The following is a 25,283-nucleotide window of genomic DNA, read 5'->3' as shown; positions in this document are numbered from 1 at the left end:
TCAGTTGCCCCGGCCGTAGCGCATGAAGGCATCATGAGCAGCCCCGGCATCGGCATAGGCCTCCTGCCGATCGACGCTCCAGTAGGAGAGTTCATCGAGGGGGATGGGCCTGCCGGTCATGGCGCAGCGCACGAAACTGCCCTGCTTGAGAACGACGTAATCCCCATCGAGATAGCGTACGCTGGCTTCCGAGGGCGAAAAGCCCTTGTCAAAGATATTCATCACCCGGTTCCTTCCGAATGATCCCGATATAGTCGGGAATGTTGACAATCAAAAGAGACTTTCCTGCGAGCCGTCGTCGCTCGAACTGCGTGACACTTTACGCCTGGCCGGCGGCGCTCCCGCGACATTTGCCCCGACTTCACCATCGGCAAAGCTGAGCCTGACGGCATCGCCCGGTTTCAGGCTTGCCGCCGCCGTGACGACATCGCCCTTTTCATCCTGCACCAGGGCGTAGCCGCGGGCGAGCACGCTGCGATAACTCAGCGTTTCAAGAAGCTTGCCGAGCTGCGCAAGGGTCTGGCGCCGCTCGGTGGTGAGCGCAGCAGGCGCAAGCGACAGGCGTTGAACGAGTGGGCTCAACTCAGAGCGGGCCTGGCGCAGTTCGACGCGCAGCGGTTGGGGCGAAAGGCGGGGCGCAAAGCGGCTAAACGCCGTTCGCTTGCGCTCGAGGGCTTGCAGCACGGATCCGGCAAGTCGCGCAACGCGTGGGTCAAAAGTAAGCCGGGTGCGGTCCACAGTCTTGTTGAGCCCCGAAAGGGCGCGATGTTCGAGATTGTCGAGCCGGCCCTTGAGGTCGGCGTGGCGCTGCCGCACGAGGCGCGGCTGCATGGCGGAGGCAAGACGAGACAAGGTCAAATGCTTGTTCTGAACATAGTGGCGCAGCCCGCTGCTGAGCTGGGTAGACGCCATGTCGAGGCTCTGCCGCTGGGTCGAAATGAGATCGGCGGCTCGTGGCAAACCGGCGCTGGCCGCGCGCAGGCGATCCCTCAAACTCGCAAGGCTTCGGCGAGCGGCAGCGCGCTGGCGGCTGCCCTGATCGTCCACATAGGCGATGAGCTCGGCGCGCACAGGCACGGCGGCTTCGGCCGCGGCTGTGGGAGTGGGCGCCCGCATGTCCGAGGCATAATCGATCAGGGTCGTATCCGTCTCGTGCCCGACAGCGGAAATCACCGGAATGGCCGATGCTGCCACGGCCCGAACAACGGCCTCCTCGTTGAACCCCCAAAGGTCCTCGATGGACCCACCGCCGCGGGCGACGATCAACAAGTCCGGTCTCGGCATGGCGCCGCCGGGTGCAAGGGCGTTGAACCCCTCGATCGCGTTGACCACTTCGGAGGCGCAGGTCTCACCCTGCACCCGCACGGGCCAGACCAGAACATGACTCGGGAACCGGTCGGCCAGACGATGGAGAATATCGCGGATCACCGCGCCCGTGGGGGAGGTAACGACGCCGATGACGCGGGGCAGATAGGGCAGGGGGCGCTTGCGCTCGCGGGCGAACAGCCCTTCCGCCAGGAGCTTCTTGCGCCGTTCTTCAAGAAGCGCCATCAATGCGCCGGCTCCGGCGGGTTCGATCTGCTCGATGACGATCTGATATTTCGAGGAACGGGGGAAGGTGGTCAGGCGCCCGGTGGCGATGACCTCGAGCCCCTCTTCGGGCCGGAACGCCAGCCGCGCGAAATTGCCCTTCCAGATCACCGCATCGATCGTGGCAGCATCGTCCTTGAGGGTGAAATAGCAGTGCCCGGAAGAATGTTGCCCCCGGAAGCCGGAGATCTCGCCGCGCACGCGCACATGGCCGAATTCATCCTCGACCGTCCGCTTCACCGCCTGCGCGATTTCGGAAACGGAGAACTCTGCGGCATTGGTCAGAACTTGAGACATGATCACTTGGTGCGGGAAACGCGCCGCAGGGTCAAGCTCTACTCGGCAGCTTGAATTGTTGGGATTGCATTGAGATCGATGCGTCGCTCAGCATGCCACGTGTCATGAGCCGCCTGCATACCAAGCCACAAACGCGGTCCATTGCCGAAGAGCTTGCCCAAGCGCACCGCCACCTCGGCAGATACCGGTTTCCTCCCCGCCAGGATGTCATAAAGGTGCTGCCGCGAAATGCCGAGCAGACGGGCGATCTCGCTTTTGCTTCGCCCTGTGGCCGGGATGATGTCTTCCCCAAGTAGTTCGCCAGGATGGGTAGGGCACCAATCGCCCCGCCGAGCTGCGACGGTGTCGGCGTCCTCAGGCTCAGTGATATTGTTCGAAGTCGACATTGTAGACATCCTGTCCATCAAACGAAAAGGTAATGCACCAAGGCCCATCTACATGGATTGTGTAGCGCAGTGGCGGTGGTCCTCGCAGCGAGTGGAAATCGAAGCCGGGAACGTTGAGATCTTCGGGAACGCCTGCGGCATCGAGGGCCGTTAGCCGCCTTTTTACTCGGACGACGAGTTTGGCATCGACCTTCCCGGTCCTGCCAGTCTCCCAGAGTTCGGCAAGGCCTTTGTGGCGGAAGCTGCGGATCATCAAGATATGTAAGCAGATGGCTTACACGTGTCAACGATCCGCTTATAGTTATTCTGCCGCTTCGGTGTCCTGGGCATGATCGATATTGCCCATCGACTGAACGATATGGTTGGCGAGGGCGTCGTAGATGCCGCCATAGGCGTGACTGGCGCGCATCAGCGCAATCTGCGCGTCGGCCAGGTGCGGCAGGCCCATATCTTCAGATACCACCCGCATGCCCGGCTGGAGCGCGCTTTCGGGCAGAAAGCCGATAGCGAGATCCGACAGCACTGCCGAAGAAATCGCGGTGGCGTTGGATGAGGTATAGGCGATCCGGTAATCGGCGCCGGCGCGGTCGAGTGCGTCCATCGCCTCCTTGCGCCAGATGCAATATTGCGGACCCGAGGCAATGGCGATCGGCTGACTCTGCAGCGCGCGGCCGCCATGGCTTGCGACCCAGAACATCTTCTCGGTGCGGAACAGCTCACCAAAATTCTGCTCGGTGCCCTGGGTAAAGACGATCAGATCGTAGCGTCCGGCGCGCATGCCTTCGAGCAGATGTTCCGAGGCCATGCAGGAAACATCGACGACGATTTTCGGATGGGTGCGCTGGAAGCTCGACAGGATCACGGGCAAAAGACGCACGGCATAGTCGTCCGGAACGCCGAAGCGAATAGAGCCGGCCAGATCATCATCCGAAAAATGGTCGAGGATCTCAGCATTCGTACGCAACATCTTGCGGGCGCGTTCGTAGAGCACTTCCCCATGATGGGTGAGAGATACGCTGCGGCCGTCTCGGGTGAGAAGCGAATGGCCCAACCGCTCCTCGAGCCGCTTGATCTGCATGGAAACGGCCGATTGGGTCTTGTTCACGCGTCGTGCAGCTTCGGTGAAGCTGCCGCAATCGGCAATGGCGCAGAAGCTCTGAAGCTGATCGAGGTCAAGGGGCGCGGCCATTTTCCATCACTCAATTTGATTGGCTGAATGAAATCTATTTGTTGGACGAATGGATGTCCAGCGGCCTATCAAAGCAGTGTTGTTCCTCTACGGCGCAGCACTTTCCGGCTTTCCCGGCCCATTCTCGGAGACATGAAATGGCTCTCTCGCTTCCAGGCGAGCGGTCACTTGCGGCCGCCACGCCGTCGACCCCCTTGCATTCGCTGTTTGCCTTCTGGGCAAAGGTGAAGGCCAATCGTGCTCGCCGCATTGCGCTCAAACGCCTGCTTGAGCTTGAGCCCGAGCGTCTCAACGATCTCGGCATATCGCGCAGCGATATCTATGCCGCCATGGAGGCGCGCTCCGGGCGTCAGGCTGCCATGGTTCTCACCAGTGCCCGAGCGCGCAGCGCCAAGGCCTGATCTGACTTCGCTCTACCCGTGGTGGGGCTCACTGGTTGGTTCGAACACTTTCGTGCTCGTTCCATCTCCCGGGGCCGGTTTTGCCGCCGGTCCTGTTTCCTGAAAACTTGCCGGGCTCGTGCATGCACCTGCCCGGTTTTTTATTGTTCACGAGAAACGGCCGGCTTGGCTCGGCCAAAGAGGTCAGAGAAAGCGGACGCCGATCTCGGTTTCAGTGTGCCAGATCGTTTCGCACGAAAAACTGCGCCCGTCGTGCATGGCCAGCCCAAAGCGTTGCGGTATGCCGATGATGCTGGTGACGATCAGCTTGGCCCCCTCACCGGACAGGTTTCGCACGGTGCAGTCAAAGGTTGAGTGTCCGTCATTGGTGACGATGCGGCCACCCTTGAGCGTGCGTTGACGATGCGTCTGCCGGCGTTCTTCCTGCACGATCTGCTCCCGGGCTAGGGCAGGGCAGCAAAGCCTTCCGAGAAACCATCGAGCGAAACCGGAATGCCGATGCCTTCTTCGGGTGTCTTGAAGACCACGAAGATCGCATTCTCGCCGTTCGAGAGGATGTCGATCAGGTCATCGTCCAGCTCTACCTCGGCAACGCAACCATTGGGCAGGCACCGCACAAAGGCGACCCGTCCCATGTCTGCGCCATCGACATTGAGGCCAAGCCCGTTGGGCAGCAAAACGCCGAGCGGAGCGAGAACCCGCAAGAGGCGCGCTTCGCGATCGGCAGTGCGCAACACGATAACCGACAGCCCGACATTGGGCTGGTCTTCGGCCATGACATTCTGAATGATGGCGCATTGCTCGGCACTGGCGCCGGGCGGAGTGTCGCAGCTCATCTGCCAGTCGCCGTGTTCGCCGCGCACAGTGCCTTGGGCGAAAGCCGGGCCGATGCCGGCAAGGGCCGTGATGGCCAGGGCTACGCCCATCAGCCGCTTCGAAAATGCGCTCACTCTATACGTCTCCTGCCGAATCGAGGGCCAAGGGGCGGTTGGTTCTGTTTCCGTCAGCCGACAGAGCCTGTCAACCAAGCGTGCCATCGTGGTGGGATATGTCCGGCCAAGTGCGGCGTGCTTGAGGCAAACAAGCGTGAATTTGTCCAGTTTTAAACCGTCCCAAGGGCGCTTCGGCGCAATGGACTCGGGTCAAGCAATGTGATTTAGGTCAAAATCGAGTTTTGCGCTCCGAGGTTGAGTCGGGGCGGCGTGAGCTATGCCGCTATCAAACCCTCTCCGTCCCGGTGCACGCCACCAGAATAAGTCGATAGGGGGTTTATGGTGACCGGTCAGTTCTTGAGGAAGTTGGGCGCCGCGGCGACGGCCACGCTGGCGCTGATGCCCGCTTTCGCTAGTGCGCAAGAGATCGGCAAGGGTCATCCCGAGCCCGGTCAGTTCCATCTGCAGCAATCCGTAACCCCGATCATGGACTCCATCGTGGCATTCCATGATGGCCCCTTGATGTGGACGATCACGCTGATCGTTCTGTTCGTGCTCGCCCTTCTGGTGGTCGTGGTGGTGCGCTTCAACGCCAAGTCCAACCCGGTGCCGGCCCGTTTCACGCACAACACCGCGATCGAGGTGATCTGGACTGTCGTGCCGATCGTTATCCTGATCATCATCGCCGTGCCGTCCTTCGGCGTGCTCTCCGACCAAATGACCGTGCCCGACGGGGAGCGCCGGTATCTGGGGGAAAACATCTTCTCCTTCGGTGAAGTGGAAGTCCCGGCCGCCGAGATGACCGTCAAGGCCACCGGCGAGCAGTGGTACTGGACCTATGAATATGTCGACCAGGGGATCTATTTCGACTCCAATATCCTCGGCACCGCTCTGGGCAACTACACCGATCATGAAAAGCCTGGTCAGCCGCGCCTGCTGGCCGTCGACAACGAACTGGTCGTGCCTGTCAACACCACCGTGCGCCTGCAGGTGACTGCCAGCCCCGGTGGCGTGATCCATGCCTTTGCCGTGCCGTCCTTCGGCGTCAAGATCGACGCGGTGCCTGGCCGTCTCAACGAAACCTGGTTCAACTCGCGCGAAACCGGCATGTTCTACGGCCAGTGTTCCGAGCTTTGCGGCAAGGATCACGCCTATATGCCGATCGCCGTGCGCGTTGTGACCGCAGAAGAATATCAAGCTTTCATCACAGCACTCGAAGAGAGCCGTGACTATGCCAGCGCCGTCGCCGTGCTGCCGGCTATCCAGTAAGTCATAGGGTCAGGGGAACCAATATGTCAGAAGCACACCTCGAGGCCCATGCCACCGGGCATGACCATGTGACTCACGATCACCACACGCCCACGGGATGGCGGCGTTGGTTGTTTTCGACCAACCACAAGGACATCGGGATCATGTATCTCGTGTTCGCCATCATCGCCGGCATAGTCGGTGGCCTGCTCTCGGGCTTCATGCGCATGGAGCTGCAGGAGCCGGGCATCCAGATTTTCCATGGCCTTGCCTCCATGGTTTATGGCCTTGACGGTGCAGCTTCGCTCGACGCCGGCAAGCAGATGTTCAACGTCTTCACGACGGCTCACGCGCTGATCATGGTTTTCTTCATGGTCATGCCGGCCACCATGGGCGGCTTTGCCAATTATTTCGCGCCCCTGATGATCGGCGCGCCCGATACCGCGTTCCCGCGCATCAACAACATCGCTTTCTGGCTTCTTCCGGTGGCGTTCATCCTCCTGCTGATGAGCCTTTTCTTTGAAGGCGCGCCGGGCTCCACCGGTTTCGGCGGTGGCTGGACCGTTTATCCGCCGCTCTCGACCATGGGCCACCCCGGTCCTGCCATGGACTTCGCCATCCTGTCCCTGCACGTGGCCGGCGTCTCCTCGATCCTTGGTGCCATCAACCTGATCACCACGATCCTGAACATGCGCGCTCCGGGCATGACCATCCACAAGATGCCGCTTTTTGCCTGGTCCGTTCTCGTCACCGGCTTCCTGCTGCTTCTGGCGCTGCCCGTTCTGGCCGGTGCCATCACCATGCTCCTGACCGACCGCAATTTTGGCACGCAGTTCTTTGCGCCCGAAGGCGGTGGTGATCCGATTCTCTTCCAGCACCTGTTCTGGTTCTTCGGTCACCCTGAAGTGTACATCATGATCCTGCCCGGCTTCGGTATCGTCAGCCACATCGTGGCGACCTTCAGCCGCAAGCCCGTCTTTGGCTACATGGCCATGGCCTATGCAATGGTCGCGATCGGCTTTGTCGGTTTCGTCGTGTGGGCCCACCACATGTATACGACCGGCCTGAGCCTGGATGTGCAGCGATACTTCGTGGCGGCAACCATGGTCATTGCGGTGCCCACGGGCGTCAAGATCTTCTCCTGGATCGCCACCATGTGGGGCGGCTCGATCACCTTCCGCATTCCCATGCTGTGGGCGATCGGCTTCATCTTCCTGTTCACCGTGGGTGGTGTGACCGGCGTGGTGCTCGCCAATGCCGCTGCCGACCGTGCCCTGCACGACACCTATTACGTCGTGGCCCACTTCCACTACGTGCTCTCGCTCGGCGCCGTGTTCTCGATCTTTGCGGGCTGGTACTACTGGTACCCCAAGATGTTCGGCTACATGTATTCCGAATTCCTCGGCAAGCTGCACTTCTGGACCATGTTCATCGGCGTGAACCTGATCTTCTTCCCGCAGCACTTCCTCGGCCTTGCGGGCATGCCGCGCCGCTATATCGACTACCCCGATGCCTTCACGCTGTGGAACCGGGTGTCCTCGATCGGCTACTATGTGACCTTCGTTGCCATGGTGATCTTCTTCTACGCAACCTGGGAAGCCAGCCGCAAGAAGCGCCCGGCCGGTGACAATCCGTGGGGTGACGGGGCAACGACGCTGGAATGGACCCTCTCGTCCCCGCCGCCGTTCCACCAGTTCTCGACCCTGCCCAAGATCGACTCCAAGAACGCGCACTGATCTCTGCGCCAGACTTTGTGGATCGCGCCTCGGTGCGGTCCACCATTCAAGGAATGACCAGTGACCTATATCGATGACAGCAAGGGAATGCCTGCCATGGCAGGCGAGGCGCGGGTAGAGGACTACCTGGCGCTCTTGAAGCCTCGCGTCATGTCGCTTGTTGTGTTCACCGCTCTCGTCGGCATGCTGGTTGCCCCGATCGGGGTCAATCCGGTGATCGGATTGATCGCTATTGTCTGCATCGCCATCGGGGGCGGCGCATCGGGCGCGCTTAATATGTGGTACGATGCCGATATCGACGCGGTGATGAGCCGCACGCAGAACCGGCCCATCCCGTCCGGCCGCGTCACCAGGGGTGAAGCGCTGGCCTTTGGGCTGACGCTGTCGGCTTTTTCGGTGACCCTGCTCGGCCTGGCTACCAACTGGGTGGCGGGCGGGCTTCTTGCCTTCACCATCTTCTTTTATGCCGTAATCTATACGATCTGGCTCAAGCGCTCGACGCCGCAGAACATCGTCATCGGTGGCGCGGCCGGCGCTTTCCCGACCATGATCGGCTGGGCGGCAGTGACCGGCGCGATCAGCTGGGAAAGCCTGTCGTTGTTTCTGATCGTCTTTCTCTGGACGCCGCCGCATTTCTGGGCGCTGGCGCTCTACAAGCAGGGCGACTATGCCGCAGCCGGCATTCCCATGATGCCCAATGTGGTGGGTGAAGCATCCACCAAGCGCCAGATCTTCGTTTACTCCGTGATCCTAGCCGTTTCCGCCTTTGTGCCGATCTATCTCGGGCTTGGAGGCTGGATCTATGGCCTTGTCGCCATGGGAACCGGCATCGGCTTTGTTTATCTCGCCATTCGTCTCCTGCAGGCGCCGAGCAACGTCGATATGCGCAAGGCGGCGCGGCGGCTCTTCACCTTTTCGCTGAGCTACCTTTTCGTGCTGTTCCTCGGCCTCTTGGCAGACAATTTCGTTACCCGTATCGAAGGGTTCTGGTCATGACCGAAAACCAGTCCGCCGTCATGGTTACACCTGCCGAGACCGCTGCGGCCGAGGCGCTGAAGCGCGTGCGTCGCCGCCGTTCGCTTGCGCTTGCCGGCGCCCTGGCGCTGTTCGCACTGACCTTTTATGTGCTGACCATTGTCAAGTTGGGCCCGGCTTTGTTTGATCGGGGCCTTTGATGAGCACGGTCATGCATTCAGCCCCCGCCGCTCCGGCCGGAAAAAACAATCGGCGCGTTGGGGTCGCGCTGGGTGGTGTGGTGGTCGGCATGGTTGGGCTCGCCTTTGCCTCGGTGCCGCTCTATCAGCTTTTTTGCCAGGTGACCGGCTATGGCGGAACCACCCAAACGGCCGAAACCAATCCCAAGGGCGTAATCGCCCGGGAGATGAAGGTCAGCTTCGACGTTAACATGGATCGCGCGCTGCCCTGGACGGTCAAGGCTGCCGCGCCCGTCACCGACCGCATCGGGCAGGTCGATACGGTCAATTACATCGCCACCAACCACTCGGACAAACCGACGACGGGGCAGGCGATCTTCAATGTGACGCCCGAACAGGCAGGCATCTATTTCAACAAGATCGAGTGCTTCTGCTTCACCGAGCAGACGCTCCAGCCGGGTGAAACGGTGGAAATGCCGATCGTCTTCTTTGTCGATCCGGATCTCGCCGACAATCCCGAGCTCAACACAATCAAAGAGATCACACTCTCTTATACGTTCTACGCTTCAGACAGTGAGGGAAGCTGAAACATGGCCGCCATAGAAAAGAACCATGACTACCACATGGTGGAGCCGTCGCCCTGGCCGTTCGTGATGTCGGCCGCGGTGCTGGTGATGATGATCGGCGCCGTGTTCTGGATGCAGAACTGGACCCCCTGGGTCTTTTTCATGGGCCTTGCCGGCGTCGTCTACACCTTCTACGCCTGGTGGGCCGATGTGGTGAAGGAAGCCAATAACGGGGTCGATCACACCCCGGTTGTGCAGATGCATCACCGCTATGGCATGATCCTGTTCATCGCCTCGGAAGTGATGTTCTTCGTCGCCTGGTTCTGGGCCTATTTCGACGGCTTCTTCCGCTTCGACGACATCGAGCAATATGCCCGCGTTGCCGCAACCGGCGGCCACTGGCCCCCAACAGGCGTCGAACTCTTCGATCCATTCCACCTGCCGCTGTTCAACACGCTGATCCTTTTGACCTCGGGCACCACCGTGACCTGGGCCCACCATGCTCTGCTCGAAAACGACCGCAAGGGCCTGCGCTGGGGTCTGGCGCTTACGGTCGCGCTGGGCGTGCTGTTCTCCTTCGTGCAGTATCTCGAATATACCCATGCCGGCTTTGCCTTTGGCGGCGAAGGCGCGACCATGTATGGCGCGACTTTCTACATGGCCACCGGCTTCCACGGCTTCCACGTGATCATCGGCACCATCTTCCTGGCCGTTTGCCTCATCCGCGCTGGGCGGGGCGACTTCACGCCCGAGCGCCATCTCGGCTTCGAATTTGCTGCCTGGTACTGGCACTTCGTGGACGTTGTCTGGCTCTTCCTCTTCGCCTCGATCTATATCTGGGGCGCTTGGGGGGTGGCTTTGACTCACTAGGACCACCTGGATCATGCAAAGGGGGCGCGGCTCGGCTGCGCCCCTTTTCGCTTAGGACCCACAATGCGCACCTCCAGACTGCAGATGTTCGGCAACTCTCTCAATCTGATCCTTGCTCCGGTGCAGTCGTGATCGCGCTCGGCCGGCTGCGTTGGGGCGATTGGGTGTTCACCGTTCTCATGCTGGCGCTATGTGCCGCCTGCATTTTTCTCGGCTCCTGGCAGATGGAGCGTCTGGCCGAAAAGGAAGCGCTGATTGCAGCGGTCGACCAGCGGCTTGGATCTTCCCCGATCCCTGTTCCCGGCGTTGCAACCTGGGGTCTGCTCGATACCGGGAATCTCGTTTATCAGCCGGTTGAGATGACCGGCACCTATCGCTACACCCAGACGCTGACGGTCTTCACGAGCCTTGCCGATCCTAAGGGGCAATATTCCGGTCCCGGCTACTGGGTTTTGACCCCATTCGAGCTGGTTGGTGGCGGCGCGGTCTTCATCAATCGCGGCTTCGTGCCCCAGGACATGCAGCGCGCAGCGCTCGATGGGGACCTCCACGGCGACGATCCGGTGACTGTCACCATCTCGGGCCTTCTCCGTTCGCCCGAGCCGGCCGGCATGATGACGCCGGAACCCGATATGTCCAACCGGATCGAGTGGGTGCGCGATCCTCAGCGCCTTGCTGCCATGGTCGACCCGGCTCTGGCCCCGATCGCACCCTTCTATGTCGATCTGCCCTCGCAAGGAGAGGGCGTGCTGCCGCAGGGCGGGGAAACGGTCGTCAGCTTTCCAAACAACCATTTCGGTTATGCGCTGACCTGGTATGGGTTTGCCATTGTGGGCGTCGTTATGCTCGGCTTCTGGCTGTGGCACCGGGCGCGGCGGATCGAAAGCGAGGCGTGATACGCCAAACCTTGCGGCGCGCCGCCGCATTCACTAGGTTGCAACAATTCTAGAAGGGCTTTCCCTCCCGATGCAGTTTGTTTCAACGCGCGGCCAGGCGCCAGCGCTTGGTTTCTCCGATGCGGTCCTGGCGGGCCTCGCCGCCGATGGCGGCCTTTATGTTCCGGCCGCCTGGCCTCAGATGAGCGAAAAGGAAATCGCCGCCTTTGCAGGCCGGCCCTATGCCGACGTCGCCTATGACATCATCGGCCGCTTCGTGGGCGATGAGATCCCTGCAGCCAAGCTGCGCGAGATCGTCGATGGTGCCTATGCCAGCTTCCGGCACCCGTCGGTGACCCCGCTTGTCGAGCTTGAACCCAATCACTTCGTGCTTGAGCTGTTCCATGGGCCGACCCTGGCCTTCAAGGACGTCGCCATGCAGTTCCTGAGCCGGACCATGGACCACATCCTGTCCGAACGTGGGCTGCGCGCGACGATTGTGGGGGCGACATCGGGCGATACCGGATCGGCGGCCATCGAAGCCTTCCGCGGGCGCGACACGACGGATATCTTCATTCTTCATCCCCGTGGCCGCACCTCGGAAGTGCAGCGCCGGCAGATGACCACCGTGCTCGATGCCAATGTCCACAATATTGCGCTCGAAGGCACGTTCGACGACTGCCAGGATGCAGTCAAGGCGATGTTCAACAATCACGCCTTCCGCGATTCCATGCGCCTTTCCGGCGTCAACTCGATCAATTGGGGCCGTATCGTTGCCCAGATCGTTTATTACTTCGTGGCAGCCGTTGCGCTGGGGGCGCCCCATCGTCCGGTCAGCTTCACCGTGCCCACCGGCAATTTCGGCGACATCTTTGCCGGCTATTGCGCCAAGCGCATGGGTCTGCCCATCAGCCGCCTGGTGATCGCGACCAATGCCAATGACATCCTGCGCCGCACGATCGACACGGGTCGTTATGAGATGCAGGGCGTGTCGCCCACCATCAGTCCCTCGATGGATATTCAGATTTCATCCAATTTCGAGCGGTTGTTGTTTGAAAGCGCCGGCCGCGATGCCGATGCCGTCAACCGCATGATGGCCGCGCTCAAGCAGTCGCGCGGTTTCGATCTTCCGGAAGGCGCCATCGCAGCGATCCGCGCCGAATTTGCCGCCGGCACATCCGGCGAGGATGAGACGAGCCGCACGATCGCGCAAACCTGGGCCAATTCGGCCTATCTGCTCGATCCTCACACCGCCGTCGGGGTTTCGGTTGCGCGCCGCCTCGAGCGTAGCACCGAGCCGATGATTACGCTTGCTACCGCTCATCCCGCCAAATTCCCGGCGGCGGTCAGAGCGGCGACGGGCATCGAGCCGCCGCTGCCGGCCTGGCTTGCCGATCTTTATGGGCGCGAGGAGCGCCTCGACGTGCTGGCCAATGACCAGAGTGCCGTGGAACAATTCATCGGGGCGCGCAGCCGCGCGGCCTGAACCGACAGGCGCCGGAGGAGGGCGGCTCCGCCCTCTGGCCGGTTCGCCGAGAAACATGTTTGGGCAGGGAGCGCCTTGGGCCTTCCCGCTCGCGCAGGAGGACGAGTGTGACGGTAAAGACGACGACCCTCGAGAATGGCATGGTGGTGCTGACCGACGACATGCCCCATCTCGAGAGCGCCTCTCTCGGCGTCTGGGTGAAGGCCGGTGCGCGCTCCGAGCGAAAGGCGGAGCACGGCATTTCCCACTTTCTCGAACACATGGCCTTCAAGGGCACCAAGACGCGCAGCGCGCTCGAAATCGCCGAAGCTATCGAGAATGTCGGTGGCGACCTCAATGCCGCAACATCGATCGAGCATACCGGCTATTTTGCGCGCGTGCTCAAGGACGATGTGGCACTGGCGGCCGACATTCTGTCCGATATTCTCCAGAACTCGACCTTCGACGAAAACGAGATGACGCGCGAGCAGCAGGTCATCGTGCAGGAGATCGGCGCGGCGCGGGATAATCCCGACGACCACGTGTTCGATCTTTTCCAGGAAGCGGCTTATCCGACCCAGCCGATCGGACGCACCATTCTGGGTACCGTCGATTCCGTTCGTGCCTTTTCGCCGGACACGGTCCGCAAATATATGCGCCGCAACTATGTGGGCGACCATATGGTCATGGCCGCCGCCGGCAATGTGGACCATGATGGTCTCGTCGAAGTGGCGCGCGAGCGGTTTGCCGATCTCGCTCCGAGCGGCGCACCAGCGCCCCAGCGCGCCGAGTATCAAGGCGGCGAAGAGCGGTTGATCTCGGATCACGAGCAGGCCCATATCGTGCTCGGCTTTGAGGGGCGCGCCTATAATTCGGACGGCTTCTATGCCGCCCAGGTGCTCGCCTCGATCCTGGGAGGCGGCATGAGCTCGCGGCTGTTCCAGGAAGTGCGTGAAAAGCGCGGCCTGTGCTATTCTGTTTATGCCTTCCATTGGGCCTTCGCCGATAGCGGCGTTTTTGGCGTGGCAGCGGCAACGGGCGAGGACGAGGTCTCCGAACTGGTGCCGGTGGTGCTCGACGAACTGCGCCGTGCAACCGAAACCATCACCGATGAGGAAGTGGTGCGCGTGCGCAACCAGATTCGCGCGGGCCTCCTGATGTCGCTTGAAAGTCCTTCGGCGCGCGCCGGGCAGCTGGCACGCCAGCAGATCCTCTGGGGCCGGCCGATTGCCATGCAGGAAACGGTCGAGCGCATCAATCGCATCACCGCCCAGCGCGTGCGCGATGTTGCCGAGCAGATCTTTACGACTGGTACCCCCACACTTGCCGGCATCGGTCCGATCAGCCGGCTGGCCGATGTGGAAAGCATCGGCGAGACGCTGCAGCGTTAGGCCATGGTCTGGCCCTGGTCGACGCCGGAACAGTTGATCCTGCTGCGGGGCCAGCGAGTGGCACTGCGCCTGCCGCAATGGCGCGACTACCCCGCCTGGTACAACCTGCGCCGGCAGAGCCACGATTTTCTGAAGCCTTTCGAGCCACGCTGGAGCGAGGCCGATCTCAGCCGCCGGGTTTTTTCGATGCGGGTCAAGCGCGCCCGTATCGAAGCCGAGCAAGGCACGGACTACACCTTTTTCGTGTTTTCCCCCGCAGAGACAGGGGCGACGCTGGTGGGCGGGATCACGCTATCCAATATCCGTCGCCGTGCGGCCCAGTTCGTCACGCTCGGCTATTGGATGGGCCAGCCCTATGCTGGCAAGGGCCTGATGACCGAGGCGGTTTCAGTCGCGCTGCCCTTCGTTTTCGAAACCCTTGATCTTCACCGCATCCACGCGGCCTTTTTGCCCACCAACATGGCCTCGCGGCGCGTACTCGAAAAAAACGGCTTCATCGAAGAAGGGTTTGCCGAGCGCTATTTGCAGATCGATGGGCGCTGGGAGGACCATGTGCTGATGGGCCTGACGCGTGAGCGCTGGGACGGGATCCGGCTGGCGCGGCACAATCGGGTGGCGTGAGGCGGCTGAATTCACGGCCTAAGCCTCTGGCCCGGCTTGCCGCACGCAGCTTTCTCCCGTACCAAGGGTGCCTCCTCCGGCGGTTGGCAAGGACGATGGTTCTTCCGCATCGTTTGTGAACTGGTCGATCGCCGCCACAATGAAGCCTTGTGTGGGAATTAGCTGCCTTAGATGCGTCCGTTTCTAGCTCTCGCGATCTTTCTTGCGTATGCGCTTGCGCTGCTGCAGCCCGCTCACGCCTTTGAGGTTATTTCCGTCCCCGAGGACGTGAACGCGGTCAATCTTTCAGAGATCGTCGAGATCGTGCCCGGAACGGATGGGCGCGTGCAGCTCTCCACCGCGCCCGACGCAGATGGCATTATCCGTCGCATCGAGGTCCTGGCCAGCGAGCGCGGCACCAATCCGTCTTTTGCGCTTTTTGCCCTGCGCAACGATTCCGACCAGCAGATCGAGCGGCTTCTGGTTGCGCCCTTTTACCGCCTGCCGGCCTCCGGGGTGTTCCAGCCCGATCTGGGCAGCGCCCGCGTCAATGCGGTGACACCCAGCGCCGGTATCCGGCCGGTCAAGCTCACGGATCCGGAATCCGACGTGTTCGAGGTGACGCTCGACCCCGGCGCGACCGTGACCCTCGTTGCCGAGCTCTCCTCCGGTTCCTTGCCCGAGCTTTATCTCTGGCAGGTCAATGCCTATCGCGACTACGTCAATTCCTTCACCCTTTTCCGTGGCGTCGTGCTCGGCGTGGCCTCGCTGGCGGCGGTGTTTCTCACCATCATGTTCGTGGTCAAGGGACGCGGTGTCTTCCCGGCGACAGCGGCATTTGCCTGGGCGGTGCTGGCTTATCTGCTGATCGATTTCGGCATTCTGGGGCGGCTCTTTGGCCTTTCGGCCGATGGCTTGCAGCCGTTGCGGGCGGCAGCGGAAGCGGGGATTGCGACGACGCTCGCCGGGTTCTTGTTTATCTATCTCAATCTGCACCGCTGGCATCTGCGCTTCGTGCATCTGGCGCTTGGGCTGTCGGCACTGTTCCTGGCGCTCTTTGCCTTTGCCTTTTTCCAGCCGGCCATCGCCGCCACCATTTCGCGACTGGTGCTGGCCATGCTTGGGCTTTCGGGCTTTTTCCTGATCCTGCTGCTGGCGCTGCGCGGCTATGACCGTGCGGTGCTTCTGGTGCCCACCTGGATCATCTTCATCGCCTGGCTGTTTTACTCCTGGCTCGTGATCTCAGGCCAAGTCACCAATGACGTGGCCCAGCCCGCGGTCGGGGGCGGCCTGGTGCTGGTGATCATGCTTCTAGGCTTCACCGCGGTGCAACACGCCTTCGCCGAAGGGCAGGTTTCCATCGGCACGCTGAGCGAGGTCGAGCGGCGTGCGCTTGCACTGACCGGATCGGGTGATTTCGTTTTTGACTGGAACATCGATCGCGACCGGGTGACGGTCAGCGACGAGTTGACGACACGGCTCGGCGAGAAGCGGGGCGCGCTGCGCGGTGCGATCAAGCGTTGGCTCGACCGCGTGCATCCAGATGATCGCGATCGCTTCCGCACGGCTTTCGATACACTGGTCGAACTGCGCCGCGGCAAGGTTTCTGCCGACATGCGGCTTGCCGGCCACGACGGCAATTACCGTAGCTTCCGCATGCGCGTAAAGCCGGTTCTGGGTGGGGATGGACAGGTCAATCGTATCGTTGGAACGCTGCAGGACGTGACCGAGGACCGCGCCTCGCGCGAGCGGCTGCTCCATGACGCGGTGCACGATAGCCTCACCGGCCTGCCCAATCGTCAACTGTTTCTGGATCGTCTCGACCGTTCGCTGGTGCGGGCGCGCCAGCCGAACGGGGTCAAGCCAGCCGTTTTCCTGATCGACATCGATCGCTTCATGGAGCTGGAGGAGCGCATCGGCCATTCGGCTGCCGACTCTGTGCTGCTGGCGATCTCCCGGCGCATCGCACGTTTGATGCGGCCGCTCGATACGGTTGCGCGCATCTCCGGCGATCAGTTCGCGGTCATTCTTGCTAACGAGCAGGCCGCCGGCAAGATCGCCGAAAATGCCGAGCAGATCCGCAAGGCGCTCAAGGCGCCGTTCAATTTCGGCGATCGCGACCTGACGATTTCCGCCTCGATCGGTGTCACCATCTATGACGGCAACCCGGCCGAGGCCGGCGATGTGTTGCGCGATGCCGAACTGGCCATGTATTACGCCAAGCGTCTGGGCGGGGACCGTATCGAAGCCTATCGCGCTTCTGCTCGTTCCATCGCGTCCTATAGCCGGGCCAGCGAGGAAGATCTCGAGCGCGGCATGCGCCAGGGCGAATTGCATGTGCAGTATCAGCCCATCATGAATATCAGCAGCGGCCGTATCGTTGCGGCCGAAGCTTTGATGCGATGGACCCACCCCACGCGCGGCATTGTGAACCCGGATGAGTTCGTGCCGCTGGCGGAGCGCTCCGGGCAGATCGAAAAGCTTGGCCGACTCGCCTTCGAGCAATCGGCCGCACAGGTTCGCGACTGGATGAGCACGATCGGGCTTGGCGAAGAGTTCTTCGTGTCGGTCAACCTCTCGCCTGTGCAACTGGCCACCGAGACCCTTCTGGGGGACATGCGCAATCTCGTGTCGCAGGACCGCAGCCTTGCTGCCCATCTCAAGCTCGAAATCACCGAAAGCCAGGCGATGAACAATCCCGAGCATTCCGCCTATATGCTCGAGGCGCTGCGCAGCCTGGGATTGGGACTGGCGCTCGATGATTTCGGCACTGGCCATTCATCCCTGAGCTACCTGCACCGCTTCCCCTTCGACACCATCAAGATCCCTGCAGCCTTCGTGCGCATGGGGGCCGAGGCCGGCTTCCCCCATACTCAGACCCCGATTATCCGCGCGGTTGCGGCCATGGCCGAGGAACTCGACATGCTGGTGATCGCCGAAGGCGCGGAAACGCTCGATGAGGTCGAACGGCTGCGCCAGCTCAACGTCAAGCTGGTACAGGGCTTTGCGTTCGGCCCCGTGCTGACGGGACCGGAGCTCGCCAAGAAGCTCCTCGCGCAAGTCGGGCGCTAGGGCGCAAGCTTACCGGCCTCAGGCGTGTCCGGCTTGAGTGCTCAGCGTTGCCCGGGTGATGTGGAGGCTTTCGAGCGCATGTTCGTAGCGGTTTCCGACGGGGATATCGAACAGCAGCTTCGGATCGAACGGAGCTGTCAGCCAGCCATTGGCGCCGATCTCGCCTTCGAGCTGCCCGGGGCTCCAGCCGCAGCAGCCAAGCGCAAAGAGCGCGGCGCGTGGGGCCGGGCCGAAGGCCATGGCCTTGAGCACATCGAGCGTTGCTGTAAGCCCGATTTCTTCGGTAACCTTGTAGGTATTACCCGAATGATAGTCGGCGGTGTGCAGCACGAAGCCGCGCCCCTTTTCCACGGGGCCCCCGCGCATCACCGCGCGCTGGCGGATCGGGTCGGGCAGGCGAATAACGGCGTCGGGATCGCCAAGATCGAGTTCGTCCAGAATGTCTGCAAAGCGCAGGTTTTCGAGTTCGTGGTTGACCACGAGCCCCATTGCGCCTTCCTCGCCATGGCCAACGAGCAGAATGACGCTTTCGGCGAAGCGCTCATCTTCCATGCCCGGCATGGCCACTAGAAATTGTCCTTCAAGGCTGGTCATGGTGCAATTGTAGGGACTACCAGCACCGCTGCCAAGCGATAGCGACTGCTCGGCGGCCCCTTGGGCTTCACGAAGGCATGAACGCGCGTCAGCTATTTCTTCATTTCTACTTGCGTTAATGGCCTTCCATGCGCCTGCTGACCCTGTTTTTTGCTTTTGTCGCGCTGCTGTTGCAGCCTGTCTCTGCCGCTCAGACCGAGTGGCAGGAGGTCAGTCCCGATGTGCGCATGCGCCTTGTCAGCACAGGCACGATCAGCCCTGATGGATCGACGCTGGTCGGGATCGAGATCGACATGCCTCAGACCACCAAGACCTATTGGCGGGTGCCGGGGCAGACCGGTTTCGCGGCCGAGATCGATTTGTCCGGATCGAGAGGCGTCAGCGCTGCGCATGTGCTCTGGCCCCATCCCCAGCGCGTCGTCGGCGAAACCTATATCGACTATGCCTATTTCGGACCGACCATGCTGCCGGTCGAGATTGACGTGACCGAGCCGGACGGCGAATTGTCGCTTTCGGTTCTCTTGGGGGTCTGTTCGGAGATCTGCGTGCCCGCACAAGCCAGCTTTCACCTGCCGCTGACCGACCGGAAACCGGATCGCGTCAATGGTCTGCGCATCAAGCAGGCGCAGGCGCTGACGCCCTTGCCCTGGAGCGAAGGCACCGATCCGCTCGGCCAGGTGGATTACCGGCCCGGCGAGCACGCGATTGGGGTAGAGATCAAGGATGCCGGTCTAGATCTTTCCAGCCTGATCGCCGCCACCGAAAGCGGCGAGGTGCTGTTTGGAGCGCCGCAAAAAAGCCCGCAAGGCAACCTAGTGCTGCTTCCCATTCTGACGAAAACCGAGAATAGTGCGGTCGAGGGACAGGAAATTCAGCTCACGTTCATGACGGATATGGGAGCGTTCGAACTCCGGCGTCTGGTCGTGGCTGCAAAGACAAGCAACTAGCGCCCGATCGGGCCATGCCTCCGGCGCCGTCCGGTGGGCTATCGATAGTTTGAGTAAGGCGACAGCGATCGCTGAAGGCATGGGGCAAGTCCAGTATGATTGAGCGTGGCAATGCGATCCCTTCGATCGGGATCAAGCTGGTATCCGCGTCCGGCACGAGCGAAACCACCAGCGATGCCGTGCTCGGTTCGGGCACCGTGGTGGTCTTTACTGTGCCCGGTGCCTTCACTCCCACTTGCCATGTCAACCATCTGCCCGGCTTTCTCGCCAGTGCAGAAGCGCTGCGCGAAGAGGGTGTGGATCGCATCGTCTGTGCTGCGGCCAATGACGCCCATGTCATGAAGGCTTGGGCCGAAGCCTCGGGCGCGCTCGGAGCCATCGAATTTCTGGCGGATGGCAATGCCGATCTCGCGCGGGCCCTCGGTCTTGCCAAGGACTTCTCCGCCAGCGGCATGGGCACACGCTATGCCCGCGCCGCCATGATCGTGCGTGATGGCAAGGTGGCGGAAATTTTTGTGGAGGACGCCCCCGGCGTCAACGCCAGCGGTGCCCCCGCCATCCTTCTGGCGCTAGAAACGGCCAACGCGTAAGACCGAGGCGGGAGAAAACCATGAACAAGCCGACACTTTTCCGACTTGCCGCTCTTGCCGGTCTCGGCCTTGCCCTGAGCGGATGCTCCATGGGGTCCATGTTGGGCGGAGGTGGCGCCAGCAATGGCAGTGCCAATCTGCAGAACGCGACTGCGACACCCCAGGCCGTGGCCCAGGCTCAGACCTCGGCGCTTCCCGCAATTGCGACGGAATGCCCCCCCATCCGCGTCCGTGTGGGCGGCGAGGCCATGTTCTCTTATGCCGGTGGCCGCACGGGCGACGCGCGCTCCCTGCAATATCAGGGTGTGATCGACGAAGTGACGCGCAATTGCGTGGTCTCGAACGGGCTGATCACGGTCAACATGGGCGCGTCTGGCCGCGTATTGCTCGGGCCGGCGGGCAGCCAGTCCTCCGTTAACGCGCCGATCCGGTTCGCCGTCGAGCGTGACGGCCAGGCCGTGTTTTCGGAAAAATATACGATCCCCGTTGCCGTTGCGGCGCCAGCCCAGTCGGCCGAATTCGTCAAGGTGGTCGAAAACGTCGCCATTCCCTATCTCGGCGGCGAGACCATAACGATCTGGGTTGGGTTCGACACGCGGGGTTGATGGCGGGCAGACCTTTCGTCTCCACCATCATCGCAAGACTTGGCCGGCAATCCACCTGGCTTCGGCATGGACCATCGGGGACTAACCCAGTGGTGACAGGAATCGGAATACCCAGCTTCGGCTGACAGGCATATGCAAAAGGGCGGTCCCATGGCCGCCCTTTCTCTATTCCGCAGCCTTGGGAAGCCTGTTCGGCTTTTCCCAGGTCAGCACCGGCTGGCGCGCTGCTCGCGTTTCATCAAGGCGACGCCTTGGCGCCCGCATGGGAGCGGCAGTGAAACGCTCTTTGTTGCCGTTTGTTGCATCCTGGGCCAGCTCGGCCATGACATCGCAGAAGCGATCGAGCGTCTGCTTGCTCTCGCTTTCCGTCGGCTCGATCAGCATGGCCCCATGCACGACCAGCGGAAAATACATGGTCATGGGGTGGAAACCCTCGTCGATCAGCGCCTTGGCGAAATCGAGCGTCGAGACGCCCGTGTCGCGCAGGAAACTGTCGTCGAAAAGCGCTTCATGCATGGTGGGGTAGTCGGGAAAAGGCACCGAAAAGATGTGGTCGAGCCGTGCCTTGACATAGTTGGCGTTGAGAACGGCGTCCTCTGCCGCCTGCGCAAGGCCGTCGCCGCCATGGCTGAGCATGTAGGTGAACGCGCGGACATACATGCCCATCTGGCCATGAAACGCTGTCACGCGGCCAAGGGCGCTGCCTTCGACATGTTCGACAAGCTCGAGTCCACTGCCCGCCCTTCGGACGAACGGAACCGGCGCAAAGGGCGCGAGGGCCTCTGAAAGCACCACTGGGCCCGCACCGGGACCGCCGCCGCCATGGGGCGTCGAGAAGGTTTTGTGGAGGTTGATGTGCATGGCGTCGATGCCGAGGTCGCCCGGACGGACGACACCCATGATGGCGTTGAAATTGGCGCCATCGCAGTAGAAGAACGCGCCGGCGTCGTGCACTGCTTGGGCGATCTCGATCACCTGCGGTTCGAATAGCCCGCAGGTATTGGGATTGGTCAGCATGATCGCCGCGACTTCGGACGACAGGGCTGCCTTGACCGCTTCTACGTCAACGGTACCGTCTGCTTTTGCGGGCACGGGTTTGACCGTATAGCCGAGGAAGGCAGCCGTCGCGGGGTTGGTGCCATGGGCGCTTTCCGGCACGAGGACAACCGTGCGATGCGCTTGGCCTGCAGCCTCCTGAGCTGCCTTGATCGCCATCATGCCAAGGAGCTCACCATGGGCGCCGGCCTTGGGCGAGAGCGCCACGGCGGCTGTATTGGTGAGGGTAAGGAGCCAGTGCGAAAGCTGGTTCATCAGCTCCAGCGCGCCCTGAACCGTCGAGATCGGCTGAAGCGGATGGATGTCGGAAAAGCCCGGCAGGCGCGCAATTTTTTCATTAAGGCGCGGGTTGTGCTTCATGGTGCACGAGCCGAGCGGATACATGCCGGAATCGATCGAATGATTGAGGCGCGACAGGCGCACATAGTGGCGCATGGCTTCAGGCTCTGTCAGCCCGGCAAGGTCAAGCGGGGTCTGCCGCTCGAAGCCGCCGAGAAAGCTCACGTCGAGATCGACATCGGGCAGATCGACGCCGGAGTGATCAGTGTCCCCGATCTCGAACAGCAGTGGCTCATTGGGCAGCAGGGCAGAGCCGGTCGCGGCCGCGCCGGCCGAACCCGTGCCTGTCGGTCTTCCTTGTGTGTTCATGCTCATTGCCCATCCTCCCCGATAGCGGCGTGAAGGCACTCGGCCAGCATCTCGATATCGGCATGTGTGGTGAGTTCGGTGGCCGCGAGCACCAGAAGATTTTCTACCTCCGCATTGCCTGGTTCGAGGCGGCTGACGGGAACGCCGGCAAGAACCCCAGCCTGAGCGAGCATCTCGACCACTGGCGCGGCTGGGACTGGCAGGCGGATGGTCATTTCGTTGAAGAAGGTCTTGTTGAGGAGCTCGATACCAGGCACCGTTCCAAGCATGCGCGCCAGCTTGACGGCATTGGCATGGTTGAGCCGCGCCAGGCGCACGAAACCGGATTCACCCAGAAGGGCCATGTGGATCGAGAAGGCGAGGGCGCAAAGGCCGGAATTGGTGCAGATATTGCTGGTCGCCTTTTCACGGCGGATATGCTGCTCGCGGGTCGAGAGGGTCAACACGAAACCCCTGACCCCATCAGCATCGACGGTTTCCCCGCAGAGCCGGCCCGGCATCTGGCGGATGAACTCCCTTCGCGTCGCCATCAGTCCGAGATACGGGCCACCAAAATTGAGGGCGTTGCCGATCGACTGGCCCTCGGCCACGACGATGTCGGCACCCAATGCACCGGGAGCTTCAAGAAGGCCGAGGGAGACGATTTCAGTGATAACGACGATCAGCAGCGCGCCTTGGGCATGGGCCGCTTCCGCAGCCGATTTCAAATCGCGAAGGTGGCCGTAGAAATCGGGGGTCTGGACGACGATGGCTGCGGTTCCGCTGTCGATCTGCGAAAGCAGGTCGCCCTGACCCTCGGGGGAGGAGGCGAGACACACAAGATCCGGATCGTCCTTGAGATAGGCGCGCACCACGTCGCGATAGTGGGGATGTAGACCACCCGAAAGCACGATCCTGTTTCTCTTGGTCAGGCGCCGCGCCATGAGCACCGCTTCGGCGGTCGCGGTTGAGCCGTCATAGAGGGAGGCGTTGGCCACCTCCATGCCGGTGATGCGTGCCACCTGCGTTTGGAATTCGAAGAGCATCTGCAGGGTGCCCTGCGAAATCTCGGGCTGGTAGGGGGTATAGGCGGTTAGCCATTCGGAACGCTGGATCAGGTGATCAACCGTGGCCGGCACATGATGGCGATAGGCACCGGCACCGACGAAAAACGGACCATCGCCAGCTGCGTGGTTCTTTCCGGCTAGCGTCCGCATATAGGCTTCGACGCGGAATTCGGGCTGGTGGGAGGGCAGGGCGAGTTCGAACGATTTGAAAGCCGATTTCGGGACCGCGCTGAACAGCGCCTCGATATCGGCTGCCCCGATGACACCGAGCATTTCGGAGCGCTCATGGGCGGAGTGTGGAAGATAGCGCATGGAATGAATATCCGGTTCGCCGTAAAGGCCTCTAAGGATGCTAAAGCGTCAGTTCGCTATAGCCGTCGGCATCGAGCAGGGTCTCGACTTCGTTCGCATCGGTAATGGCGATCTTGAACATCCAGCCGGCGTTTTCTGGGTCGGCATTGACAAGGCCTGGCTCCTTGGAAAGAGCTGGGTTGATTTCCGTGACCGTGCCGGAGACAGGCGCGTAGATTTCGGACGCCGCCTTCACGGATTCGACGACAGCCGCCTCGTCGCCTTTTTTGAGCGTCTTGCCCACAACAGGCAGTTCGACAAAGACGATGTCGCCAAGCTGCTCCTGGGCATAGGGCGTAATGCCAACAATGCCGGTTGAACCTTCGACGCGGATATATTCATGGTCGGGCGTGAACTTGGTGGTCATGACAGGGCCTCAGACAAACTTGCGGAAATAGCGGTGGGGAACAAACGGGGTGGGCACGATCTCGGCCGGCTGCGCGCGGCCACGCACTGAAACCAGGAGCCTTGCACCTATGGCGGTATGCTCTGGTGGCACGAAGCCGAGCGCAATGGCCTTGCCGAGTGAAGGCGCGAACCCTCCGCTGGTCACGACGCCGATGGGGGTACCCGCCCCGTCGAGGATCTCGGCACCCTCGCGCGCCGGGGCGCCTTCGACGATTAGACCGACGCGTTTGCGGATGAGTTGGCCATCGCGTTCTGCAAGGATGCGCCGGGCACCAGGAAAATCGGCAGCATCGCGTCGGCGCTTCGAGACGGCGAAGCCGAGGTCGGCTTCGATCGGGGAGATAGTTTCGTCGAGGTCGTGACCGTAGAGCGGAAGCCCCGCCTCAAGACGCAAGCTATCACGGGCGCCGAGGCCGATCGGCTTGACACGAGGATCGGCCAGCAAGACGTCCCAGAGCGCTTCTGCCTCGTCAGCATTGACGAGGAGTTCGAAGCCATCTTCCCCGGTATAGCCTGAGCGCGAGATGAAGACCTTATCGCGTCCCCAATCGAAAGCGGCATAGGTCATGAAGCCGAGATCGGTGGCTTCGGGGATGAGGCCAGCCATCAAATTGACCGCCTCGGGCCCTTGAAGGGCGAGCAGCGCATAGGCGCTATCCGCTCGTTCAAGCCGCGCCCGCTTCCCGGCGGCGGCTTCGATATGGGCAAAGTCCGCTTCCTTGGTCCCTGCATTGACGACAATGTAGAGGCCGCCGGGAAAGAGAGGCGAACGTGCAATCATCAGGTCATCGAGCGTACCGCCACTTTCGTTCAGAAGCAGCGAATAGCGGATCTGTCCTGGCTTGAGATTGAGGATATCGCCGCAGATCAGCGGCTCAATAATGGCAGAGATGGCAGCGTGGTCAGCTGCCGGGTCGCCGCTTCGCTGGGTGAGGCTCAGGAAGCACGGGCCCATGTGGCTCACATCGAAGAGCCCCGCTTGTTCGCGTGTCCATTTGTGCTCGGCCATGATGCCGGTCGGATACTGAACCGGAAGGGCATAGCCGCCGAATGGCACGATGCGGCCGCCAGAAGACATATGGCGCTGATAGAGCGGTGTTTGCTGAAGATCTTCGGCACTGTCTTGGGCCATGGGCACACTCTCGGGAATAAGGCGACACGACAAGGCTCCGCCAGGTTGGCGGGTATGCGTGCCCCCTCTGTCCTTGCCCTGAGAGATTTCCCGGCTGAGCGCCGGTTGCTCCTTCGGAGAGGCCATTTCTGACC

The 25,283-nt window shown here is 61.7% G+C and carries 27 protein-coding genes; 15 read left to right on the top strand and 12 right to left on the bottom strand.

The window, feature by feature from the left end; translation table 11 throughout:
* From BM364_RS12085 to BM364_RS12065, 5 genes are read right to left on the bottom strand one after another with little or no spacing between them, the layout of a single operon-like run.
* On the bottom strand, positions 1–222 hold the full coding sequence (locus BM364_RS12085; protein ID WP_092424912.1) for a DUF2093 domain-containing protein: 222 nt from the start codon (positions 220–222) through the stop codon (positions 1–3).
* Between the two features lie 48 nt (positions 223–270).
* Entirely contained in the window at positions 271–1,887 is a 1,617-nt protein-coding gene (gene xseA / locus BM364_RS12080) for an exodeoxyribonuclease VII large subunit (protein ID WP_092424910.1), read from the bottom strand.
* A gap of 38 nt (positions 1,888–1,925) precedes the next feature.
* Entirely contained in the window at positions 1,926–2,273 is a 348-nt protein-coding gene (locus BM364_RS12075; protein ID WP_092424908.1) for a HigA family addiction module antitoxin, read from the bottom strand.
* Positions 2,248–2,526 (bottom strand): type II toxin-antitoxin system RelE/ParE family toxin, encoded by a 279-nt coding sequence (locus BM364_RS12070; RefSeq protein ID WP_092424906.1) that lies wholly within the window; start codon positions 2,524–2,526, stop codon positions 2,248–2,250. The genes BM364_RS12075 and BM364_RS12070 overlap by 26 nt, the downstream gene beginning before the upstream one ends.
* A gap of 48 nt (positions 2,527–2,574) precedes the next feature.
* Complete coding sequence (locus BM364_RS12065; protein ID WP_092424904.1) at positions 2,575–3,462, bottom strand: LysR family transcriptional regulator; 888 nt, start codon at positions 3,460–3,462, stop codon at positions 2,575–2,577.
* A 137-nt stretch (positions 3,463–3,599) separates the two neighbouring features.
* Between BM364_RS12065 and BM364_RS12060 the strand changes: the two genes are divergently transcribed.
* Positions 3,600–3,863, top strand: coding sequence for a YjiS-like domain-containing protein (locus BM364_RS12060; RefSeq protein ID WP_175528583.1), 264 nt, complete (start codon positions 3,600–3,602; stop codon positions 3,861–3,863).
* A 183-nt stretch (positions 3,864–4,046) separates the two neighbouring features.
* Here BM364_RS12060 and BM364_RS12055 read toward each other — a convergent pair whose 3' ends face one another.
* Entirely contained in the window at positions 4,047–4,292 is a 246-nt protein-coding gene (locus tag BM364_RS12055; protein WP_092424900.1) for a PilZ domain-containing protein, read from the bottom strand.
* Between the two features lie 14 nt (positions 4,293–4,306).
* Positions 4,307–4,789, bottom strand: coding sequence for an invasion associated locus B family protein (locus BM364_RS12050; protein WP_092424898.1), 483 nt, complete (start codon positions 4,787–4,789; stop codon positions 4,307–4,309).
* 345 nt (positions 4,790–5,134) lie between these two features.
* Here BM364_RS12050 and coxB point away from each other — a divergent pair, with 345 nt between their 5' ends.
* The 11 genes from coxB to BM364_RS11995 all read left to right on the top strand — a co-directional run bounded on the left by coxB (position 5,135) and on the right by BM364_RS11995 (position 17,772).
* The gene (gene coxB, locus BM364_RS12045) at positions 5,135–6,064 is read left to right on the top strand and encodes a cytochrome c oxidase subunit II (RefSeq protein ID WP_092424896.1); all 930 of its coding nucleotides are present in this window, start codon (positions 5,135–5,137) and stop codon (positions 6,062–6,064) included.
* Positions 6,065–6,087: 23 nt separating this feature from the next.
* Positions 6,088–7,779, top strand: coding sequence for a cytochrome c oxidase subunit I (gene ctaD / locus BM364_RS12040; protein ID WP_092424894.1), 1,692 nt, complete (start codon positions 6,088–6,090; stop codon positions 7,777–7,779).
* Positions 7,780–7,866: 87 nt separating this feature from the next.
* Positions 7,867–8,775 carry a heme o synthase gene (locus BM364_RS12035; RefSeq protein WP_092425341.1) on the top strand — a complete coding sequence of 303 codons (909 nt, stop codon included), beginning with the start codon at positions 7,867–7,869 and terminating at the stop codon, positions 8,773–8,775.
* The gene (locus BM364_RS12030; protein WP_092424892.1) at positions 8,772–8,954 is read left to right on the top strand and encodes a hypothetical protein; all 183 of its coding nucleotides are present in this window, start codon (positions 8,772–8,774) and stop codon (positions 8,952–8,954) included. The genes BM364_RS12035 and BM364_RS12030 overlap by 4 nt, the downstream gene beginning before the upstream one ends.
* Positions 8,954–9,520, top strand: coding sequence for a cytochrome c oxidase assembly protein (locus tag BM364_RS12025; protein WP_092424890.1), 567 nt, complete (start codon positions 8,954–8,956; stop codon positions 9,518–9,520). Before BM364_RS12030 ends, BM364_RS12025 begins: the two co-directional genes overlap by 1 nt.
* A gap of 3 nt (positions 9,521–9,523) precedes the next feature.
* Positions 9,524–10,369, top strand: coding sequence for a cytochrome c oxidase subunit 3 (locus BM364_RS12020; RefSeq protein ID WP_092424888.1), 846 nt, complete (start codon positions 9,524–9,526; stop codon positions 10,367–10,369).
* A 128-nt stretch (positions 10,370–10,497) separates the two neighbouring features.
* On the top strand, positions 10,498–11,265 hold the full coding sequence (locus BM364_RS12015) for an SURF1 family protein (protein WP_092424886.1): 768 nt from the start codon (positions 10,498–10,500) through the stop codon (positions 11,263–11,265).
* Positions 11,266–11,335: 70 nt separating this feature from the next.
* Positions 11,336–12,730: a threonine synthase gene (gene thrC / locus BM364_RS12010; RefSeq protein WP_092424884.1), complete on the top strand. Its 1,395-nt coding sequence runs from the start codon at positions 11,336–11,338 to the stop codon at positions 12,728–12,730.
* A gap of 107 nt (positions 12,731–12,837) precedes the next feature.
* Positions 12,838–14,100, top strand: a complete 1,263-nt coding sequence (locus BM364_RS12005; protein ID WP_092424882.1) for a M16 family metallopeptidase — start codon at positions 12,838–12,840, stop codon at positions 14,098–14,100.
* A gap of 3 nt (positions 14,101–14,103) precedes the next feature.
* On the top strand, positions 14,104–14,721 hold the full coding sequence (locus BM364_RS12000) for a GNAT family N-acetyltransferase (protein WP_092424880.1): 618 nt from the start codon (positions 14,104–14,106) through the stop codon (positions 14,719–14,721).
* 171 nt (positions 14,722–14,892) lie between these two features.
* Positions 14,893–17,772, top strand: a complete 2,880-nt coding sequence (locus tag BM364_RS11995) for an EAL domain-containing protein (protein ID WP_092424878.1) — start codon at positions 14,893–14,895, stop codon at positions 17,770–17,772.
* 18 nt (positions 17,773–17,790) lie between these two features.
* Here BM364_RS11995 and BM364_RS11990 read toward each other — a convergent pair whose 3' ends face one another.
* Positions 17,791–18,366 carry a YqgE/AlgH family protein gene (locus BM364_RS11990; protein ID WP_092424876.1) on the bottom strand — a complete coding sequence of 192 codons (576 nt, stop codon included), beginning with the start codon at positions 18,364–18,366 and terminating at the stop codon, positions 17,791–17,793.
* A 128-nt stretch (positions 18,367–18,494) separates the two neighbouring features.
* On the opposite strand from BM364_RS11990, the gene BM364_RS11985 reads away from it, so the two are divergent.
* From BM364_RS11985 to BM364_RS11975, 3 genes are all read left to right on the top strand, one after another.
* Complete coding sequence (locus BM364_RS11985) at positions 18,495–19,313, top strand: protein-disulfide reductase DsbD domain-containing protein (RefSeq protein ID WP_092424874.1); 819 nt, start codon at positions 18,495–18,497, stop codon at positions 19,311–19,313.
* 95 nt (positions 19,314–19,408) lie between these two features.
* Positions 19,409–19,903, top strand: coding sequence for a peroxiredoxin family protein (locus BM364_RS11980; protein WP_092424872.1), 495 nt, complete (start codon positions 19,409–19,411; stop codon positions 19,901–19,903).
* Positions 19,904–19,923: 20 nt separating this feature from the next.
* Complete coding sequence (locus BM364_RS11975) at positions 19,924–20,508, top strand: hypothetical protein (RefSeq protein WP_139232580.1); 585 nt, start codon at positions 19,924–19,926, stop codon at positions 20,506–20,508.
* A 165-nt stretch (positions 20,509–20,673) separates the two neighbouring features.
* Here the strand turns inward: BM364_RS11975 and gcvPB are convergent, their stop codons facing one another.
* From gcvPB to gcvT, 4 genes are read right to left on the bottom strand one after another with little or no spacing between them, the layout of a single operon-like run.
* A complete protein-coding gene (gene gcvPB / locus BM364_RS11970) occupies positions 20,674–22,218 on the bottom strand; it encodes an aminomethyl-transferring glycine dehydrogenase subunit GcvPB (protein WP_092424868.1) in 1,545 nt (514 codons plus the stop codon).
* Positions 22,215–23,570, bottom strand: a complete 1,356-nt coding sequence (gene gcvPA / locus BM364_RS11965; RefSeq protein ID WP_092424866.1) for an aminomethyl-transferring glycine dehydrogenase subunit GcvPA — start codon at positions 23,568–23,570, stop codon at positions 22,215–22,217. The genes gcvPB and gcvPA overlap by 4 nt, the downstream gene beginning before the upstream one ends.
* Positions 23,571–23,610: 40 nt before the next feature.
* Positions 23,611–23,976, bottom strand: a complete 366-nt coding sequence (gcvH, locus tag BM364_RS11960; protein ID WP_092424863.1) for a glycine cleavage system protein GcvH — start codon at positions 23,974–23,976, stop codon at positions 23,611–23,613.
* Positions 23,977–23,985: 9 nt separating this feature from the next.
* The gene (gcvT, locus tag BM364_RS11955; RefSeq protein ID WP_092424861.1) at positions 23,986–25,149 is read right to left on the bottom strand and encodes a glycine cleavage system aminomethyltransferase GcvT; all 1,164 of its coding nucleotides are present in this window, start codon (positions 25,147–25,149) and stop codon (positions 23,986–23,988) included.
* Between the last annotated feature and the right edge of the window lie 134 nt (positions 25,150–25,283).

It is taken from the genome of Devosia crocina (assembly GCF_900116545.1).
Taxonomy (GTDB): Bacteria; Pseudomonadota; Alphaproteobacteria; order Rhizobiales; family Devosiaceae; genus Devosia; species Devosia crocina.
The sequence above is the reverse complement of the archived record's forward strand: the minus strand, read 5'-3'. Positions and strand labels throughout refer to the sequence as shown.